Genomic DNA, 17,960 nt, shown 5'->3' with positions numbered 1-17,960 from the left:
AGGAACACCATGGCCCGCGTCGTCGGCTTCGACCAGCACCCCTCCGACACCATGCGCGTTGGGAAGGGATTTTCGCTGGCCGCGGTGGACCCTGACACCACTCCGGGCTACAGCGGCAACAAGGCCGACGGTGAAGCGTTGCTGGCGGACTTGGACGGAAAGCTCTCAGAAATGCAGGAAAAGCTGTTCGCGGAGTCGAGGTTCGGCGGGAAGAAGCGGGTCCTCCTGGTCCTGCAGGCGATGGACACGGCAGGCAAAGGCGGAATCGTCAACCACGTCATGGCCACCATGGACCCCCAAGGCGTCCAATTCAAGGCGTTCAAGGCCCCTACGGAGCAGGAGAGGTCCTATGACTTCCTCTGGCGCATCGAGAAGGAGGTGCCGGCAGCCGGAATGGTGGGCATTTTCGACCGCTCCCATTACGAAGACGTCCTCATCCACCGGGTCCACAATTGGGCAACGCCCGACGAAATCAGCCGGCGCTACCGGGCAATCAACGAATTCGAGGCACGCCAAACCGACGCCGGCACCAAGATCGTCAAGGTGATGCTCAACATCAGCAAGGATGAGCAAAAGTCCCGGCTGTTGGCCCGGCTGGACAATCCTGCCAAGCACTGGAAATACAGCAGCGGTGACTTGAAGGAACGGGCCTTCTGGGACGACTACATGGCGGCCTACCAGGCCGCCTTCGACGAAACCAGTTCAGCCGCGGCCCCCTGGTACGTCGTTCCGGCCAACAAGAAGTGGTTTGCCCGGATCGCCGTGCAGCAATTGGTGATGTCCGCTCTGTCCGACCTTCGCCTGGAGTGGCCCAAGGCCGAATTCGACGTTGAAACCGAACGCGAGCTGGTAGCCCGTTCCTGACCACCGTTCCTTGGCCCCGGTGCTGCCGGTTCCAGTTTTTGCGCTTGGCTACAGTGGCTGGTCCCGGGCAGCGGCCAGCCGCTTCCGTGCGCCTTCCAGCCACTCCTCGCAGCGTGCGGCCAGCGCTTCACCGCGCTCCCACAGGGCCAGGGATTCCTCGAGGCTTGCCCCTCCTGCCTCCAGCCTGCCCACCACTGCGATGAGCTGCTCCCGGGCTTCCTCGTAGCTCAGGGCTGCGACGTCGGACTCTGGTTTCTGTTCGGTCATGCCTTCTCTTCCAATTCCTGGTGCTGGTCTGGGTTTCCTGCTTGCAGTGCCCCCGTGGACGTGGCGCCGAAGCGGCCCTCCGCCACACGGATGGACAGGACGGCACCCGCCGGCGCTTCGGCGGGCCTGCGGACAACGGCGTGGCCGGCTTCGGCGATCCGGGCGGCCTGGTCTCCCGCCAGTTCGACGACGGCGTACCCCCGGTCCAGGGTCTTCTGCGGCGAGAGCGCGCGCACTTGGGCTTTCAAATGCTCAAGCTGGTCCGCTGCCCGCACCACCGTGGAGCTCACTGCAGCTGAGGAGCGGCGCAGCAACCGTTCGATTTCCTCGCCCCGGACGGAGACCATGCCCTCGGGCGCCGCCATGACGGGCCGCGAGTGCAGTGCTGCCAGCCGGTCAGACTCCCGGTCCACCAGCCGCTCCATGCAGCGCCGCAGCTGTTCCCGCGCCTGGCGCATGCCGGCAAGTTCCTCCGATACCTCGGGGACGATGCGTTTGGCCGCGTCGGTGGGGGTGGAGGCACGGAGATCGGCCACGTAGTCCAGCAGCGGGCGGTCCGCCTCGTGGCCAATGGCACTCACCACCGGCGTGTTGGCCGCGGCGACTGCCCGGATCAGGTCCTCGCTGTTAAATGGCAGGAGATCTTCCAGTGCGCCACCGCCCCGGGCAATAACGATGACATCCACCTCCGGGTGGACGTCCAGTTCACGCAGGGCGCGGACCACCTGTGCCACCGCCGTGTTGCCCTGCACGGCCACCTCGCGGATCTCGAACTCCACCGCCGGCCACCGCAGGGCCGCGTTCCGAAGGATGTCCTTCTTGGCGTCTGAGTCACGGCCCGTGATCAGGCCGATGCGGTGCGGCAGCAGCGGCAGCCGCTTCTTCCGGGAGTCGGCGAACAGGCCCTCAGCCGCGAGGGCCTGGCGCAACCGCTCAATCCTGGCCAGCAGGTCACCCAATCCGACCGGTCGGATGTCCCGCACCAGCATGTTCAGCCTTCCCGTTTTCAGCCAGAATTCCGGTTTCAGCAGGGCTACCACCCGTGAACCGCGCTCCAGCGGAAGGTTTTGCCGTTCCAGGACCTTGGTCCAGACGGAAGCCGGCAGCGATACCTCGGCATCCACGTCACGGAGGGTGAGGTAGGCGTTGGTGCCGCGGCGGTTCAGTTCGATGACCTGGCCTTCAACCCACGCCGACGGGGTGCGGTCGATGTGGGCCTTCAGCTTCTGCGACAGCAGCTGCAGCGGCCACGGGTTATCCGGGCTGGTTTCCGCTGCGGTGGCCGGCAGGGTAGTGGGTGCAGCACCCGGAAAGGAGGCCTGGTCAGACATGGGGACGCCGTTGGGAGGCTGGTGCTGTGGGCATGCGGTCCTTGATCTGTTGTGGGCGGTCAATCAACCTTATCCATAAGGTGTAGCACCGGGGACTGACAGGGGAAGCCCCTCGACCCTGCCTAGGATGGGATAAGGCCTCCAACCCCTAAGGACCTGTTGTGCGCACTTTTGTCTCTGCCATCGCCACCGTGCTGGGTATCCTCCTGGCCGCCGTTGCCGTGCCCGCCATATGGGTGGACCGGAACATCGTCCAGGAAGACGGGTTTGTCCGTCTCGCAGCTCCGCTCGGCAAGGACTCCGAGTTCCAAAGGAAGCTGGCTGCTGCGGCGGTGGGAACCATTGATACCGGGTCGGTCCCTGGGTTTCTCTCGGGGCTGGTGGAGCCGATGCTTGAAAAGGCGGCGGAGTCGCTGACCGGGCTGCCCGGCTATCCGGGGGCCTGGGAGGAGACCCTTCGCCGAAGCCACCGCCTTAGCTTTGCCGATCCCGCCGCGGGCACGCAGGGCGGCGCGTCGGCATCGACCCTGACCCTCGACGTCGCACCGTTGGTTGCCCTCGGTTCGGAGGAGATCTCCCGCACCACCCGTCTTCCCCTCGACCCGCCGGAACAAACGCTGATCAACGTCGGCCAGCCCGCACAAAGGGAGTGGACTGAACGGCTGGCCACCTATGCACCCATGGGCTACATCCTGGCCATCGGCTCGGCCGTAGCGTTCCTGCTGGCGCTTGTGGCGGCGCGACGCCGCTGGACCGTGCTGCTGGCCGCCGGTCTTGGGGGACTGGCACTCGCCGGGCTGTGGGGCCTTGGTTTGCAGCTGGGCTCGGCGCGTGCCCAGGCCACGGACACCGGCAACGCGGTGGCCAATATGTTCCGCGACGAGTTCCTTGCCGCCGCGGGCGCGGACTTCCAAACGTGGATCGCAACGGCCGCTGTCACCGGTGGCGTCCTGGTGGCAGTTGGCATTGTGACGTTGTTCGCATCCCGGAAACGGGCAGGGACCAGCCGGTAACATGGAGGGATGACCACCTCGGCTGTATCCCTTTCGATGCCAACCATTCCGCGCAGGCGCCGCTCGCCTGAGGAAGTAGCGGCTGCAGCCCCGGTGAACGGCACCAAGAAGGTGCTGCTCGCTGCTCCGCGTGGCTACTGTGCCGGCGTCGACCGGGCCGTGATCGCCGTCGAAAAGGCATTGGAACACTACGGGCCGCCCGTGTATGTCCGTAAGCAGATTGTCCACAACGTCCACGTGGTCAGCTCGCTGGAGGAAAAGGGCGCCATCTTCGTCGACGAGACAGATGAAGTGCCCGAAGGTGCCCTGGTGATCTTCTCCGCCCACGGCGTTTCTCCGGCAGTTGTCGAATCGGCAGAAAACCGGGGCCTGCGCACCATCGATGCCACCTGTCCCTTGGTCACCAAGGTGCACAAGGAAGCCGTCCGCTTTGCCAAGGACGATTTCGACATCCTCCTGATCGGCCACGACGGCCACGAGGAAGTGGAAGGCACCTCCGGTGAAGCGCCGGAGCACATCCAGATCATCAACGGGCCGCACGAAGTGGACAAGGTAACTGTCCGCGACCCCGAAAAGGTCATCTGGCTTTCCCAGACCACGCTGAGCGTGGACGAGACAATGGAAACCGTCCGGCTGCTCAAGGACCGGTTCCCCACCCTGCAGGATCCGCCCAGCGACGACATTTGTTATGCCACCACCAACCGCCAGGTAGCCATCAAGAAGATTGCGCCCAAGGCAGACCTGGTGATCGTGGTGGGCTCGGCCAACTCATCGAACTCCGTCCGGCTGGTGGAGGTGGCACTCGAATACGGTGCCAAGGCCTCGTACCGGGTGGACTTCGCCAACGAGGTTGACGAAGCCTGGTTCGAAGGCGTTGCCACCGTGGGCGTCACGTCCGGGGCTTCCGTTCCCGAGGTGCTGGTGCAGGACGTGCTGAGGCTGCTGGCCGACTACGGCTATGGCGCCGTGGAGGAAGTGGTCACAGCCGAGGAAGACCTCCTCTTCTCGCTGCCCAAGGAGCTCCGGGCCACGCTGAAACAGGCCGGCGACGTCAGCCGGGCGCTGGGCGGACGACGGTCCCGCAGCTAGACGCCACCACACTCAAACGGAATGGGCCGGGCAGCCAACCGCTGCCCGGCCTTCCTGCACTTAGGGACCCTTTCAGGCTGCTTCGTCGTCGCCCTGGAGTTCGGGTGCCACCAGCGCCCGTGGGGTTACCTCCACAAGCGGAGGTGCAACCAGGCCGGACTCCTCCAGGTTGTTGAGTTTCCGTGCGGTGGGCAGGATCCTGGCTTCCAGGGTGCCTATCATGGCGTTGTAGCGGTCCACGGACGTCTTCAGGGAAGACCCCAGCTTGGTGACGTTATCGCCCAGGGTGCCCATCCGGTCGTACAGCTGCCGAGCCAGTTCGAAGAGCTCGCGGGCACTGTCCGTCAGGACGTCCTGGCGCCAGGTGAATGCCACGGACTTCAGCACTGCCAGGAGGGTGCTCGGGGACGCGAGGACCACGTTGCGGGACAGCGCATGGTCCAGGAGCCCGGCGTCCGCCGTCAGTGCCGCCGCCAGGATGGATTCGGCCGGGATGAAGCAAACCACCAGCTCGGGCGAGTTCCCGGGGATGTCCCAGTATTTCTTGTTACCCAGTGCGTCGACGTGCGCGCGCAGGGCCTTGGCGTGGGCCGCCAGCAGAGCCTGCCGGTTCCGGCCGTCGTTCGCCGACTGCGTCCCGGCCGGCTGGCCCGGGCGCGGATCCACCGCGCCCAGCTCCTGTGCCTCGAGGTAGGACGACAACGGGACTTTGGCGTCAACCACCAGCTGCTTCTCGCCCGGCAACTGCACCACCAGGTCCGGTCGGACAGCTGAGTCGTGGCCTGCGCTGTGGACCTGTTCCAGGAAGTCCACGTGGCGGAGCATGCCCGCGGCTTCCACCACGCGCCGAAGCTGCACCTCGCCCCACTGGCCCCTGGCGCTGTTGGAGCGCAGGGCCGATTCCAGGGCATGCGTGGACCGAATGAGCTGTTCATCGGAAAGCCGTGCCTCCTGCAGCTGCTGAGCCAGTTGGCCGTACTGCTCAACCCTGTCCCGCTCCAGCAGCGCCACCTGCTGCTGGACCGCGGAAAGCTTTTCGGCCACGGGAGCAAGCGCGCGCAGCACGCTGCCGTCCTGTGTCCTGGCCTCGCCCAGCTCACGGTTCTGTGCAGCCAAAAGCCGCCGCTCGGCGTCGGCCGCTGCCAGCTGCGCCGTGACCTCTGAAAGGCGGGAGGACACCTGGTCAAAGTCCGTCTCCAAAGCATGCGAGTTCCTGCGCAGGGAAAAATAGGTGGCAGCAGCGCCGGCAAGTGCACCAAGCAGCAGCATGAGAAGGGCCAGAATCAAGGCAAAAGCATCCATGACTTCACTGTTGCACGGGGCTCTGACAATTATGGGCAGTGACATTCCTCGGTACTGGCTGCCGGGGCCCGGCGGGTAGAATCAATGCTCGTGGCTCTTACTATTGGCATCGTCGGACTGCCCAACGTCGGCAAATCAACCCTCTTCAACGCGCTCACCCGCAACCAGGTCCTGGCCGCGAACTATCCGTTCGCCACCATCGAACCCAATGTCGGCGTCGTGAACCTCCCGGACCCCAGGCTCCAGAAGCTCGCCGGGATCTTCGGCTCGCAGCGCGTCCTGCCCGCCGCCGTATCCTTCGTCGACATCGCCGGCATCGTCAAGGGCGCGTCCGAAGGGGAGGGGCTGGGCAACCAGTTCCTGGCCAACATCCGCGAAGCTGAAGCCATCGCCCAGGTTGTCCGGGTCTTCGACGACCCCGATGTGGTGCACGTTGATGGCAAGGTGGATCCGCGCTCGGACATGGAAACCATCAACACCGAGCTGATCCTCGCCGACCTGCAGACCATCGAAAAAGCCATCCCGCGGGTCGAAAAGGAAGTCAAGATCAAGAAGCGGGAAGCCGCCGAGCTCGCCGCCATCAAGGCCGCACAGGCGGTGCTGGAGCGGGGAGACACCATCTACTCCTCCATCAAGAGCGACAAGCTGGAGATGGAACACCTCAAGGAGCTGGGCCTGCTGACCGCCAAGCCCTTCATCTACGTGTTCAATGCCGACGAAGGCATCCTGGGCAGCCCCGAAAAGCAGGAGGAGCTGCGCGCCATGGTGGCGCCGGCAGACTGCATCTTCCTTGACGCCAAGCTTGAGGCGGACCTCGTGGAGTTGGACGAGGAAGAAGCGCGCGAGATGCTTGAGATGAACGGCCAGGACGAGTCCGGCCTGGACCAGCTGGCGCGCGTTGGCTTCCACACCCTGGGGCTGCAGACCTACCTCACGGCAGGCCCCAAGGAAGCACGGGCCTGGACCATCCGGCAGGGGGACACGGCGCCGCAGGCGGCCGGCGTCATCCACTCCGACTTCCAGCGCGGTTTCATCAAGGCCGAGGTAGTCTCCTTCGACGACCTTGTGGATGCCGGCTCCATGGCCGAGGCAAAGTCCCGCGGCAAGGTCCGGATTGAGGGCAAGGAATACGTCATGGCCGACGGCGACGTGGTGGAGTTTAGATTTAACGTATAGATTCGTCGCCTGAAACAGTAGAAATGCCGCCCTCCGTGAAACCGTATGAGGGTGGCATTTCTTGTAGCAGCATTGACAGCCGTTTTCTCGATATGAATGCGGAACATGGCCCTTACCGCCCGCTATGGGGCCTGGAAGTCCAGCGCTGGATGCCCTCGGGAAGAACCACCAGGACATTACAGCCCCCATCAGTACCAGGAGCCTCGCCCGGGTAAAGACCACGAGGATCTGATCAAAGTTTCCTCTGAAGGACCTGGGCCCGGTTATGGAAGCAAACTTCACCGAATCCCGGGATGGCTAGGCCCCGGGTGGAGGTCTGGAAGTCATTCACCGTGGAACTGCACCAGTCACCTAAATCGCGAGGGTCGGTATATCGCGGCCTAGACGGTCGAACGATGCCGGACCCCTGTGGCATTCTTTCCAAAAGCCGGCGAAGGCCACGGAATTTCGCAGGATATGACACGCCGCGTAATAAGAATCAGCCCGTGGCACGATGAGAAGTACAAAAACAATTAGGGGGAATTTGTTGTGACTGAACCGCATCGTCCGCAGACCAGGTTATCCGGGCCAATCAATGAGGCGCCTGACTGGCCACCTGCTGCCAGCGCAGGGAACGATAGTCATGAAGGAGCTGGGTCGGGTCCTGCACCAGTGCCCAGCCGTTTCAATTCTTTCGACTACAAAACGTTGATTCCTGGGGCCCTGGTCGGGGCCATTTCGTATGTGGTGATTCTGATTACCGCGTTCCTTTTCCTGATTCTGGCATTGATCGGTATTAGCGCCAGCAATGGGGGTAACACCGAGATACCCTCGAATTCCATGCTCCCCAGCGGTGACTCGATGCCGTCACCATGGTCCCTGGTGGGCCAGATGGCCATCCAGCTGGTCGTCATGAGCCAACTTGGCGCGCTCGGTTCCAGCATCGACGCCACTATCCCGTTCATGGGAAACGTGCACGGATCGGCCTCCTTCTTCGCCGTTCCCTTGCTGCTGACGGCCGTGTCGATCGCGGTGCTGTTCCTGGGCGGGCGGTACGCCGCCAAACGGTCCGCAGCTCAAACTTCAGCCGGCATCTGGATCCAGGCAGCAGTAACGGGTCTGGTCTTCACTCTCCTGGTTAACATCGTCGGGGCGATTTTTGCCATGTCAGTGCCGGTACCGAGCGTGAAGATCAGCCCGATCGGGGCAGTGACATTCGGTTCATTCGTGTTCGCGCTGGTTATCGGAACGCTCGCCACTTCCGCAGGGCGGGCATCAGTGCGCCCTCGCGCCACTGCAGGCGTTGGTGTCCGTGCGGCGGTTCGCAGGGCATTTGAAACCGTAGCCGTGCACTACGGCGTCTTTTTGGCCATCGCCATCCCGGTTGTTGTGCTCGTCCTGGGCATTAAGTCCGGCTGGCAGGCCACGCTCTCCTCGCCCCTGTGGGCACCTACGGCAGGCCTCTTCATGTTCGGCCTGGGTCATCTAAGTGCACTCAGCCGCACCTGGAATTTTGGCTCCCCGGTGGCCTCCTCGGCGAATTCTTCGGGTTCAGACATCAGCTTCGGCTTCGGAAGCGCCCTCTCCCAGTACGGCATACCGGGTTGGGCCGGCGGGTTGCTGCTTCTCCTGGCGCTGATTTCGATCGTGGTGGCCTCTGTCTTCTGGTACCTGCGCCGTGGACCGGTGGTAACCAACAAGATCACTGACTGGGTGATGCTCCCCGCTGCATTCCTTATGGCCGGGACGCTGATGACGTGGCTCAGCAGCGTGACCGGCACCTTCGACGCCGGGTCACTGGCATCGGGCGCCGGCAGCATGACGCTGGCGTGGTGGACCCCGTTCTTCCTGATGCTCTGGGGCGGTGCAACAGAAGCATCAGCGCGCTATGTCGCGCCCCAGCTGAGCAGGTACGTCCCCCTGGCTATGGCTTACAAGATCGCTCCTGCCGATCCGACTGTGACTGCACCGGCTGCCACTGCGTCTACTGCTGCGGCTGCTCCGGCCAGCTATGCAGCCCCTGGAGCCCATCCTGCGCTGGCGCCGCGGGAGCCGATGTCAGCACAGACGAAGCGGAAGCTTGGACTTATCCTCGGTTCTGCCGGTCTCGTGGTCGTCCTGGTGGTCGGTGGAGTCATCGCCCTCAACGTCATCAAGGGCAACAACGGTCCTGATAAGACCGTGAGCAGCTACCTCCAGGCGCTCCAAAACGGTGAGGCTTCAAAGGCGATGGCGCTGGCCGATCCCGGCCTCGCCAACGATCAAAGGGTCCTGCTTTCCGACGAGGTTTACGCCAAGGCCGGCAAGCGGATCGACGGCTTCGACATTGTTTCCACGAAGGTCTCCGACGACAAAGCCACCGTAGTGGCCGACGTTCACCAGGACGGCCGTAAGCAGCAGACGACGTTCAGCCTCCGTAAGTCCAACCCTGAGCTGTTGGACGACCACTGGAAGATGGAGTCAACACCTCTTCAGAGCGTGCGCATCACCTCGGACACAGCGGTGCAGAAGGTCCTGATCAATGGTCAGGAGCTCGACGTTGACCTTGCCGGCAGCTCTTTGGGGTCATCCGGCTTCAGTTACCCTGCGTTCCCTGGTGAGTACACGGTGGAATTGCCGTCTTCGGAAAAGTATCTGACGGCTAAAAAGTCGATGGCGTTGGTAACCATCGGGGCCGCCCAGGCACCCCCGACCGCCAGCCTCAAGGTGGACGCCTCTGATGCCCTCAAGTCCGAAGCCATGGCGCAGATCGACGCTTACCTTGCCGAATGTGTGAAGTCCACGGAGGCAGAGCCGGCCAATTGCCCGCTCAACAACTACGCTTCCTCGCGCTATTCACGCAATTTCCACTGGACACTCACCACGAAGCCCACGTTCACCATGAGCAAGGACCCCTACGGCTCGTCCCCATGGCGGATTAGCACGCAGACTCCCGGGAAAGCCACCGTCACCTATGAGAAGGACAACTCATACGGTTTCGGAACAGCTGACTGGAAGCCCACAACGGACACCACCTCCGTGTCCATGAGCGCCAAAGTCAGCCTGGAGAACGGCAAAGTGAAGCTGACTTACAGCAAGTACTAGGACGCACGATCCTCTCCGCGGAGCCACTGACATAGCAGAGGTGACGCTGACATCAGGTTCAAGAAGAGAAGCCCTTCCCGGGTCACCGGGAAGGGCTTCTCTGTGTGCAGATCACGGAACCCGCGGTCCCGGATGGTCGTGTCCCTCCTGGACCGGATGGAACCCGGCGTCCGGGAGGGACATCGGCGCCGGGCCCGGGCGCTGCTCACCGGCACGGAGGGGATCGACTGGTGCAGGCACCCCCTGATGCGTCTGGAGGGGGGCCCGATTCCGTTGCCGGCCGGCATCACCAAGTATCCTGAGTTTGTAGGGCGCGATCGCAGCGGCCCAGTCCCCTCCGGAGAGGGAAATTACAAGGAGGCGGCATGCCGGTCCGGCGTCTGGTGCAGTTGCTCATCGCCGCATTGGCGGCTGCGCTGGTTCTTTCTGGCTGCTCGGGCAGCAGCGCCCCGTCCGTGGTGGTGGGGGAGGCAAAGCGCGGTGGCAGCGTCACCGTGGCCGAGGTCAACGCCTTCTCCTCGTTCAACCCCTACAGCGCCAACGGCAACACCGACATCAACTCGAAAATCGGCGCCATCACACACTCGGGCTTTTTTTACCTCGACGCCAGCTCCAAGGTGGTCCGCAACGACAAGTTCGGGCACTTCGAGAAGGTCTCGGACCAGCCGCTCAAGGTGAAGTACACGGTCAACGAGGGCGTCAAGTGGTCAGACGGCGCACCGATCGGAGCCTCCGACCTCCTGCTGAGCTGGGCCGCAGGGTCGGGCTACTTCGACGACGTCGATCCAGCCGCCGGGAAGGGAACCAAATACTTCTCGGTCGCCTCCGACACCACGGGCCTGGCGGGTACCCTGTTTCCCGAAATCGGGTCGGACGGCCGTTCCATCACCATCGAGTACGCCGCACCGTATGCGGACTGGGAAGTGGCGTTCGACGTCGGGCTCCCGGCCCACGTGGTCGCTGCCAAGAGCGGACTCAATGATGAGCAAGACCTGGTCAAGCTCCTCAAGGACACGCCACGGGGCAACCCGGATAAGCCGGCGTCCCACCCCGCGCTCAAGAAAGTCGGTGACTTCTGGAACACCGGGTTCGACACAAAATCCGTTCCCGACGATCCGGCACTCTACCTGTCCAGCGGCCCCTACATTGTCCGCGACATCGTGCCGGAAGTGTCCATGAAACTGGTCCGGAACCGGGACTACACGTGGGGCGCGGAACCTTGGCTTGACGAGATCAATGTCAGGTTCACGGGGGCGGTTCCGGCGGCAGTTGACGCGCTGCGCAACGGCCAGGCGGACATCATCTCGCCACAGCCGTCGGCCGCCACGGACGACCTCCTCACCGGCCTCTCAGGTCAGGGCATCACGGTTGAACGGTACAAACAATCCGGCTACGACCACCTGGACCTGAACTTTTCCGGGCCGTTTGCCGACAAGGACGTCAGGGAAGCCTTCCTCAAAGCAGTTCCCCGGCAGGCGATCGTGGACGCCGTCGTTGGAGCCCAGGTGCCGGATAACAAGCCGCTGGACTCATTCGTGTTCCTGCCGGGACAGCCAAAATACGACGACACGGTGAAGAAGAACGGGTCGTTTGATTACGCCAAGGTGGACATTGATGGGGCAAAGAAGCTTCTCAAGGACGCCACCCCCACCGTCCGCATTCTTTATAACCGGGACAATCCGAACCGTGCCAGGGCATTCGCACTGATCCGGGACTCGGCCGGGCTGGCCGGCTTCCGCGTGGTTGACGGCGGACAGGGAAGCGCAGACTGGGCTGCCTCGCTGAGCCGGGGCGGCTATGACGCCGCGGTGTCAGGATGGATCGGCACGGAAGCGGGCGTCAGCAGGGTGCCGCAAATCTTCCGCACCGGGGCAGGCAGCAACTTCACGGGATATTCCGACGGCGACGCGGACAAGGTGATGGAGCAGTTGGCTCTGACCACGGACCTGGGTAAACAGGACGAGCTCCTGGCCGAGATCGACAGGCACATCTGGGAGGACGCATACGGCCTGCCGCTCTATCAAAGCCTGGGGACAACCGCCTTCAATTCGCGGGTGGCCGGAGTGAAGACCAGCCCCGGTCCCCTCGGCGTGTGGTGGAACGTATGGGAGTGGCGGCTGTCATAGGGCAGCCGTGCCGCTAGGGGTCCTTCGGCCCTTGTGCTGCCGATTCGCCGTCCGGCCTACCGGCGAGTAGCATGTGACGTGCCTAACTATCCACTGTGGCCTGGGGCATTTCACTGCGCCGGTCACGGTTTGGCAACGGAGTACCAGTATCTGGACTTTGTGCGGTTAGGCTAACTCGTATTATGTAGGTTTCGTCACAGCGGTGAGCTGCGTCCGGCCTGCGGGGAAGCACAAGATTCCCCTATACATCTCTCCCACAACTCATAGGAGGCGGAATGCGTTTTACGCGCACTTCCAAAGCACTGGGCATCGTGGCAATCGCCGCGCTTGCCCTGACCGGATGCGGCACCGGCGGCGGTGGCAGCAACGACGGTGCCAGCAATGCCGCCGGCGATCCGAATAAGGTCATCACCGCCTACAGCAACGAGCCACAAAACCCGTTGCTGCCGGCCAACACGAATGAGGTCTACGGCGGCCGCGTCGTGAACCTGCTGTTCGAGGGTCTTCGCAGCTACGACGCAAACGGCAAGGCGGTCAATGCCCTGGCCGATTCGATCGAGTCGTCCGACGCGCAGAACTGGACCATTAAGGTCAAGCAAGGCCAGAAGTTCACCAACGGTGAAGCCATCACGGCCAAGACCTTCGTTGACTCCTGGAACTTCGCTGCAAACTCCAAGAACCTGCAGAACAATGGATTCTTCTTCGAGTCCATCGCCGGTTACGAGGATGTCTCTGCCGTTGATTCTGCCAAGGGTGCGGACGGCAAGACCACCACAACACCAGCCCCCAAAGCCGACACGATGTCCGGTCTCCAGGCAACGGATGATTCCACGATCACCGTCAAGCTCGCCCAGCCCGAAGCTGACTGGTCCCTGCGCCTTGGCTACTCAGCCTTCTACCCGCTGCCCTCCGCTGCGCTGAAAGACCCCAAGACCTACGGCGAAAACCCCGTAGGCAACGGTCCATATAAGTTTGAGAAGCAGGGTTCCTGGGTCCACGACCAGTCCATCACCCTTGTGAAGAACGCCGATTACAACGGCACCCGCGCAGCCAAAAACGGCGGCGTGACGTTCAAGTTCTACACCGATCCGGGCCCGGCATACACCGACCTGCAGTCGGACAACCTGGACATCACTGACGTGCTGCCGTCCAACGCACTGAAGACCTACGTCAACGACTTCCCGGACCGGAACGCCACCAAGGCCGTTGCCACCGATTCCACCCTCAACATCCCGGGCTACAACCCGAACTTCCAGGGTGAAGCCGGCAAGCTGCGTCGGCAGGCGCTGTCCTACGCCATCAACCGCGAGGAAATCGCCAAGGTGGTCTTCAACGGTACCCGCACCCCGGCCAAGGCTTTCGCACCGCCGGTCATCGATGGCTTCAAGGAAGGCATCAAAGGCAGCGAAGTCCTGAAGTTCGACGCCGCCAAGGCCAAGGACCTGTGGGCACAGGCTGACAAGATCCAGCCGTACGACAACTCCAAGCCGCTCCAGATCGCCTCCAACACGGACGGCGGCAACAAGGAATGGATCGACGCCGTAGCCAACGGTTTCAAGAACAACCTCGGCATCCAGGCTGAAATCCAGCCGTTCGCCAAGTTCGCCGAAGTCCTGAACCTGCGCAAGTCTCAGCAGCTGCCCGGCCTGACCCGCGCGGGCTGGCAGGGCGACTACCCGTCGCTGTACAACTTCCTTGGACCGGTCTGGGCCACGGGCGCTTCCTCCAACTACGAGAAGTACTCGAACCCCGAGTTCGACAAGCTCCTCAAGGAGGGCCTGGCCGCCAAGAGCACCGACGAGGCAAACGCCAAGTTCAACCAGGCGCAGGAGATCCTGTTCCAGGACCTGCCGGGCCTGCCGCTCTGGGACCAGGCACGGCCGATCGTGTGGAGCAACAACATTGCGAAGGCCGAGACCGGCTGGAACGGTGAAATCCTCTACTACGGCATCACCGCCAAGTAGTACCAGATCTAACTTGCCGACAGGCTGATGGGGGTACCGGTTGCGTCCGGGCCCCCATTGGCTTGCAAGCGGCAGGAAGGCACTCATGAACGCGTTTTCCCCCTTACCGGAAGGCAGGTAATCCTGTGGTCCGGTTCATTCTGCGCCGACTCCTTCAGGTGATCCCTGTTTTCCTCGGCACAACCCTGTTGGTGTACTACATGGTGTTCGCCTTGCCCGGCGATCCCATCGCCGCGCTGTTCGGCGACCGCCAGCCCCCGCAGGCGGTCATTGACACCCTGCGCAGCCAGTACAACCTGGACCAGCCTTTCTGGGTCCAGTACGGCTTGTTCCTCAAGAACCTGTTCACCTTCAACCTGGGCAACGACTTCACCGGCCAGCCCATCGCGGCCAGCCTCGCCCGCGTGTTCCCGGTGACCGCGATGCTCGCCATCGAGGCACTGGCCATCCAGGCCATCTTCGGTGTTGCGTTCGGCGTCTTCGCCGGTCTGCGGCGCGGCGGCTGGTTCGACTCCACCGTCCTGGTGGCCTCGCTGGTGGTCATCGCCGTGCCCACCTTTGTCCTGGGCTTCGTTTTCCAGCTGGTCTTTGGCGTGCAGCTCGGCTGGGCCAAACCCACCGTCGGCGCCAACGCCAACTGGGTTACCCTGCTGTTGCCGGCAGTGGTCCTGGGTCTGGTGTCCTTTGCCTACGTCCTCCGCCTGACCCGAGCCTCGGTCAGCGAGAACATGAACGCCGACTACGTGCGGACTGCCACCGCCAAGGGCCTTTCCCGGCCCAGGGTGGTCCTGGCGCACATCCTGCGCAACTCGCTGATCCCGGTGGTGACCTACCTGGGCGCCAACCTTGGCGGCCTGATGGGCGGTGCCATTGTTACCGAGGGCATCTTCAACGTTCCCGGCGTAGGCAACAAGCTCTACCAGGCTGTCCTTCGCAGTGAGGGTCCCACCATCGTCTCCATCGTCAGCGTGCTGGTGCTGGTGTTCGTGGTGGCCAACCTGCTTGTCGATCTCCTGTACGCCTGGCTTGACCCGAGGATCCGCTATGACCAGTAATAACAGCCACTTTGTGGCACCCATCGACGAGACACCGCTGCAGGCGACGGACGCCGTCAAGACCGACCAGGCCCCGCTCAGCCTCTGGGCAGACGCCTGGCGCAAGCTCCGCCGTCGTCCGCTGTTCATCATCTCGGCACTGCTGATCCTTGCCCTGATCGTGATTGCGCTGTTCCCGGGACTCTTCACGTCCACGCCGCCCAACGAGGGCTGTGAGCTTGCCAACTCTGAAGGCGGCCCCACCGCCGGACACCCGTTCGGCTTCACCTTCCAGGGCTGCGACGTTTACTCCAGGGTCATCCACGGCACGCAGGCCTCGCTTTCGGTCGGCCTGCTCTCCGTACTCTGCGTCCTGGTCATCGGCGTGACCCTCGGCGCCCTCGCCGGCTACTACGGCGGCTGGATCGATGCCGTGCTGGCCCGCCTGGGCGACATCTTCTTCGCCCTGCCGCTCGTGCTGGGCGCGCTGGTGATCACGCAGCTCCCGCTGTTCCGCGAGAACAAGAGCGTGTGGACCGTCGTGTTTGTCATCTCGCTCCTGGCGTGGCCGCAAATGGCCCGCATCACGCGGGGCGCGGTGATTGAGGTACGCAACGCGGACTTCGTCACCGCCGCACGCGCGCTGGGTGTCTCCAAATTCGGCGCGTTGATCCGCCATGTCCTGCCCAACGCCCTGGCGCCCATCATCGTCCTGGCAACGCTGGAACTTGGCGTGTTCATCGTGGCGGAAGCCACCCTGTCCTTCCTGGGCATTGGCCTCCCGCAGAGCATCATGTCCTGGGGCAACGATATTGCAGGCGCGCAGGCATCGATCAGGACCCGCCCGGAAATCATGCTCTACCCGGCCGCCGCGCTCTCCCTTACGGTGTTGAGCTTCATCATGCTGGGCGACGCCGTGCGTGACGCCCTCGACCCGAAGAGCCGTCAGCGATGAGAGAAAAAGAGATGACAACTCCAGAAGTCCGCATTGATGAGGCCGGCACCACCGGCGTCAGGCCGCTGCTCGAAATCCGTGACCTGGCCATCACCTTCAAGACCGGCGGCGGTGAAGTCCAGGCTGTCCGGGACGCCCACCTGACCATCATGCCGGGCGAAACGGTGGCTATTGTGGGGGAGTCCGGCTCCGGAAAGTCCACCACTGCCCTGGCGGCCATCGGACTCCTGCCCAACAACGGCAGGGTCTCCGGCGGTCAGATCCTGCTCGACGGAGAGGATATCGCCCACGCCAGCGAGCAGCGCATGATCGAACTCCGCGGCAACACCATCGGCATGGTCCCGCAGGACCCGATGTCCAACCTGAACCCCGTGTGGAAGATCGGCTACCAGGTCCGGGAAACACTGAAGGCGAACGGCCGTCCCAGCGGGCCGGACGACATCGCCAAGGTGCTGTCCCAGGCGGGACTTCCGGACGCCAAACGCCGGGCCAACCAGTACCCGCATGAGTTCTCGGGCGGCATGCGCCAGCGTGCGCTGATCGCCATTGGCCTCTCCTGCCAGCCGCGCCTGCTGATTGCGGATGAGCCGACGTCGGCCCTCGACGTCACCGTCCAGCGGCAGATCCTTGACCACCTGGAGACCATGACCAACGAACTGGGCACCTCGGTGCTGCTGATCACCCACGACCTGGGTTTGGCAGCCGAGCGCGCAGACAAAGTGGTGGTCATGTACCAGGGCCGTGTGGTTGAAGCAGGACCGTCCCTGGAGCTGCTGCGCAACCCGCAGCACCCGTACACCAAGCGGCTCGTGGAGTCCGCTCCGTCGCTCGCCAGCCGCCGTATCCAGGTGGCCAAGGAGCAGGGAGTGGAAACGGCGGACCTCCTGGCGCCCGCCGCCGAGACGGTGAAGTCCGATACCTTCCTGCAGATCCAGGATCTGCGGAAGGTCTACAAGCTTCGCTCGGGGCTGGGCAAGGCGACGGACTTTGCGGCCGTCGACGGCGTGAGCTTCGACGTGCGGCGGGGAACCACGACGGCGATCGTGGGGGAGTCGGGGTCCGGCAAGTCCACAGTGGCCAAGATGGTGCTCCAGCTGGAGAAGCCGACCGATGGCAGGATCCTGTTCGACGGCGTCGACACCTCCGCCCTGAAGCCTGCCGAACTCTTCAAGTTCCGCAGGCGCGTCCAGCCGATCTTCCAGGATCCGTACGGTTCCCTCGATCCGATGTACAACATCTACCGCACCATCGAGGAACCGCTGCGGGTCCACAAGATCGGGGACCAGGCCAGCCGGGAGAAGAAGGTCCGGACGCTGCTGGACCAGGTGGCACTGCCCCAGTCCGCCATGCAGCGGTATCCGAACGAGCTGTCAGGCGGGCAGCGGCAGCGCGTTGCCATCGCCCGGGCGCTGGCGCTGGATCCCGAAGTCATCATCTGTGATGAGGCGGTTTCCGCGCTGGACGTGCTGGTGCAGGCCCAGGTGCTCAACCTGCTGGCCGACCTGCAGGCCAACCTTGGGCTGACCTACCTGTTCATCACTCACGACCTTGCCGTGGTTCGGCAGATCGCGGACCACGTCTGCGTGATGGAAAAGGGCCGCCTGGTGGAGACGGGATCCACGGACGAGGTCTTCGAGTCGCCCAAGCAGGACTACACGAAGGCGCTGCTGAACGCCATCCCCGGTGCGAAGCTGATGCTTCCGCCTGAGGTGGCATAGCGGGAAGCCTTTTGTGAACACATGGAGCCGGGACCGTTTGGTCCCGGCTCCATGTGTT

Annotated in this window: 13 protein-coding genes; 10 read left to right on the top strand and 3 right to left on the bottom strand. The window is 63.5% G+C overall.

The genetic code is table 11. From position 1 onward, the window contains the following. Positions 1–9 precede the first annotated feature (9 nt). Positions 10–864 carry a polyphosphate kinase 2 family protein gene (locus ACTAQI_RS09695; RefSeq protein ID WP_457950793.1) on the top strand — a complete coding sequence of 285 codons (855 nt, stop codon included), beginning with the start codon at positions 10–12 and terminating at the stop codon, positions 862–864. A 48-nt stretch (positions 865–912) separates the two neighbouring features. On the opposite strand, the gene ACTAQI_RS09690 is transcribed toward ACTAQI_RS09695, so the two are convergent. Together ACTAQI_RS09690 and xseA are read right to left on the bottom strand one after the other, a co-directional pair. Continuing rightward, complete coding sequence (locus ACTAQI_RS09690; RefSeq protein ID WP_056334565.1) at positions 913–1,131, bottom strand: exodeoxyribonuclease VII small subunit; 219 nt, start codon at positions 1,129–1,131, stop codon at positions 913–915. Next, positions 1,128–2,462, bottom strand: coding sequence for an exodeoxyribonuclease VII large subunit (gene xseA, locus ACTAQI_RS09685; RefSeq protein WP_457950792.1), 1,335 nt, complete (start codon positions 2,460–2,462; stop codon positions 1,128–1,130). Before xseA ends, ACTAQI_RS09690 begins: the two co-directional genes overlap by 4 nt. Positions 2,463–2,623: 161 nt before the next feature. Between xseA and ACTAQI_RS09680 the strand changes: the two genes are divergently transcribed. Both ACTAQI_RS09680 and ACTAQI_RS09675 read left to right on the top strand, forming a co-directional pair. After that, positions 2,624–3,475, top strand: a complete 852-nt coding sequence (locus ACTAQI_RS09680) for a hypothetical protein (protein ID WP_457950791.1) — start codon at positions 2,624–2,626, stop codon at positions 3,473–3,475. A 9-nt stretch (positions 3,476–3,484) separates the two neighbouring features. Continuing rightward, complete coding sequence (locus ACTAQI_RS09675) at positions 3,485–4,564, top strand: 4-hydroxy-3-methylbut-2-enyl diphosphate reductase (protein WP_457950790.1); 1,080 nt, start codon at positions 3,485–3,487, stop codon at positions 4,562–4,564. 72 nt (positions 4,565–4,636) lie between these two features. Here ACTAQI_RS09675 and ACTAQI_RS09670 read toward each other — a convergent pair whose 3' ends face one another. After that, on the bottom strand, positions 4,637–5,866 hold the full coding sequence (locus ACTAQI_RS09670; RefSeq protein WP_457950789.1) for a DNA recombination protein RmuC: 1,230 nt from the start codon (positions 5,864–5,866) through the stop codon (positions 4,637–4,639). Between the two features lie 90 nt (positions 5,867–5,956). On the opposite strand from ACTAQI_RS09670, the gene ychF reads away from it, so the two are divergent. The 7 genes from ychF to ACTAQI_RS09635 all read left to right on the top strand — a co-directional run bounded on the left by ychF (position 5,957) and on the right by ACTAQI_RS09635 (position 17,902). Next, positions 5,957–7,042, top strand: coding sequence for a redox-regulated ATPase YchF (gene ychF, locus ACTAQI_RS09665; protein ID WP_457950788.1), 1,086 nt, complete (start codon positions 5,957–5,959; stop codon positions 7,040–7,042). 819 nt (positions 7,043–7,861) lie between these two features. Next, positions 7,862–10,105: a YrzE family protein gene (locus ACTAQI_RS09660; RefSeq protein ID WP_457950787.1), complete on the top strand. Its 2,244-nt coding sequence runs from the start codon at positions 7,862–7,864 to the stop codon at positions 10,103–10,105. 365 nt (positions 10,106–10,470) lie between these two features. Beyond that, positions 10,471–12,231 (top strand): ABC transporter family substrate-binding protein, encoded by a 1,761-nt coding sequence (locus ACTAQI_RS09655; RefSeq protein WP_457950786.1) that lies wholly within the window; start codon positions 10,471–10,473, stop codon positions 12,229–12,231. Between the two features lie 275 nt (positions 12,232–12,506). Then, entirely contained in the window at positions 12,507–14,195 is a 1,689-nt protein-coding gene (locus tag ACTAQI_RS09650) for a peptide ABC transporter substrate-binding protein (RefSeq protein WP_457950785.1), read from the top strand. A 125-nt stretch (positions 14,196–14,320) separates the two neighbouring features. Continuing rightward, a complete protein-coding gene (locus tag ACTAQI_RS09645) occupies positions 14,321–15,250 on the top strand; it encodes an ABC transporter permease (RefSeq protein WP_457950784.1) in 930 nt (309 codons plus the stop codon). After that, positions 15,240–16,184: an ABC transporter permease gene (locus ACTAQI_RS09640; RefSeq protein WP_457950783.1), complete on the top strand. Its 945-nt coding sequence runs from the start codon at positions 15,240–15,242 to the stop codon at positions 16,182–16,184. The genes ACTAQI_RS09645 and ACTAQI_RS09640 overlap by 11 nt, the downstream gene beginning before the upstream one ends. 11 nt (positions 16,185–16,195) lie before the next feature. Further along, positions 16,196–17,902 carry a dipeptide ABC transporter ATP-binding protein gene (locus tag ACTAQI_RS09635; protein ID WP_457950782.1) on the top strand — a complete coding sequence of 569 codons (1,707 nt, stop codon included), beginning with the start codon at positions 16,196–16,198 and terminating at the stop codon, positions 17,900–17,902. Positions 17,903–17,960: the final 58 nt, after the last annotated feature.

Source organism: Pseudarthrobacter sp. alpha12b (genome assembly GCF_054130495.1).
The sequence above is the reverse complement of the archived record's forward strand: the minus strand, read 5'-3'. Positions and strand labels throughout refer to the sequence as shown.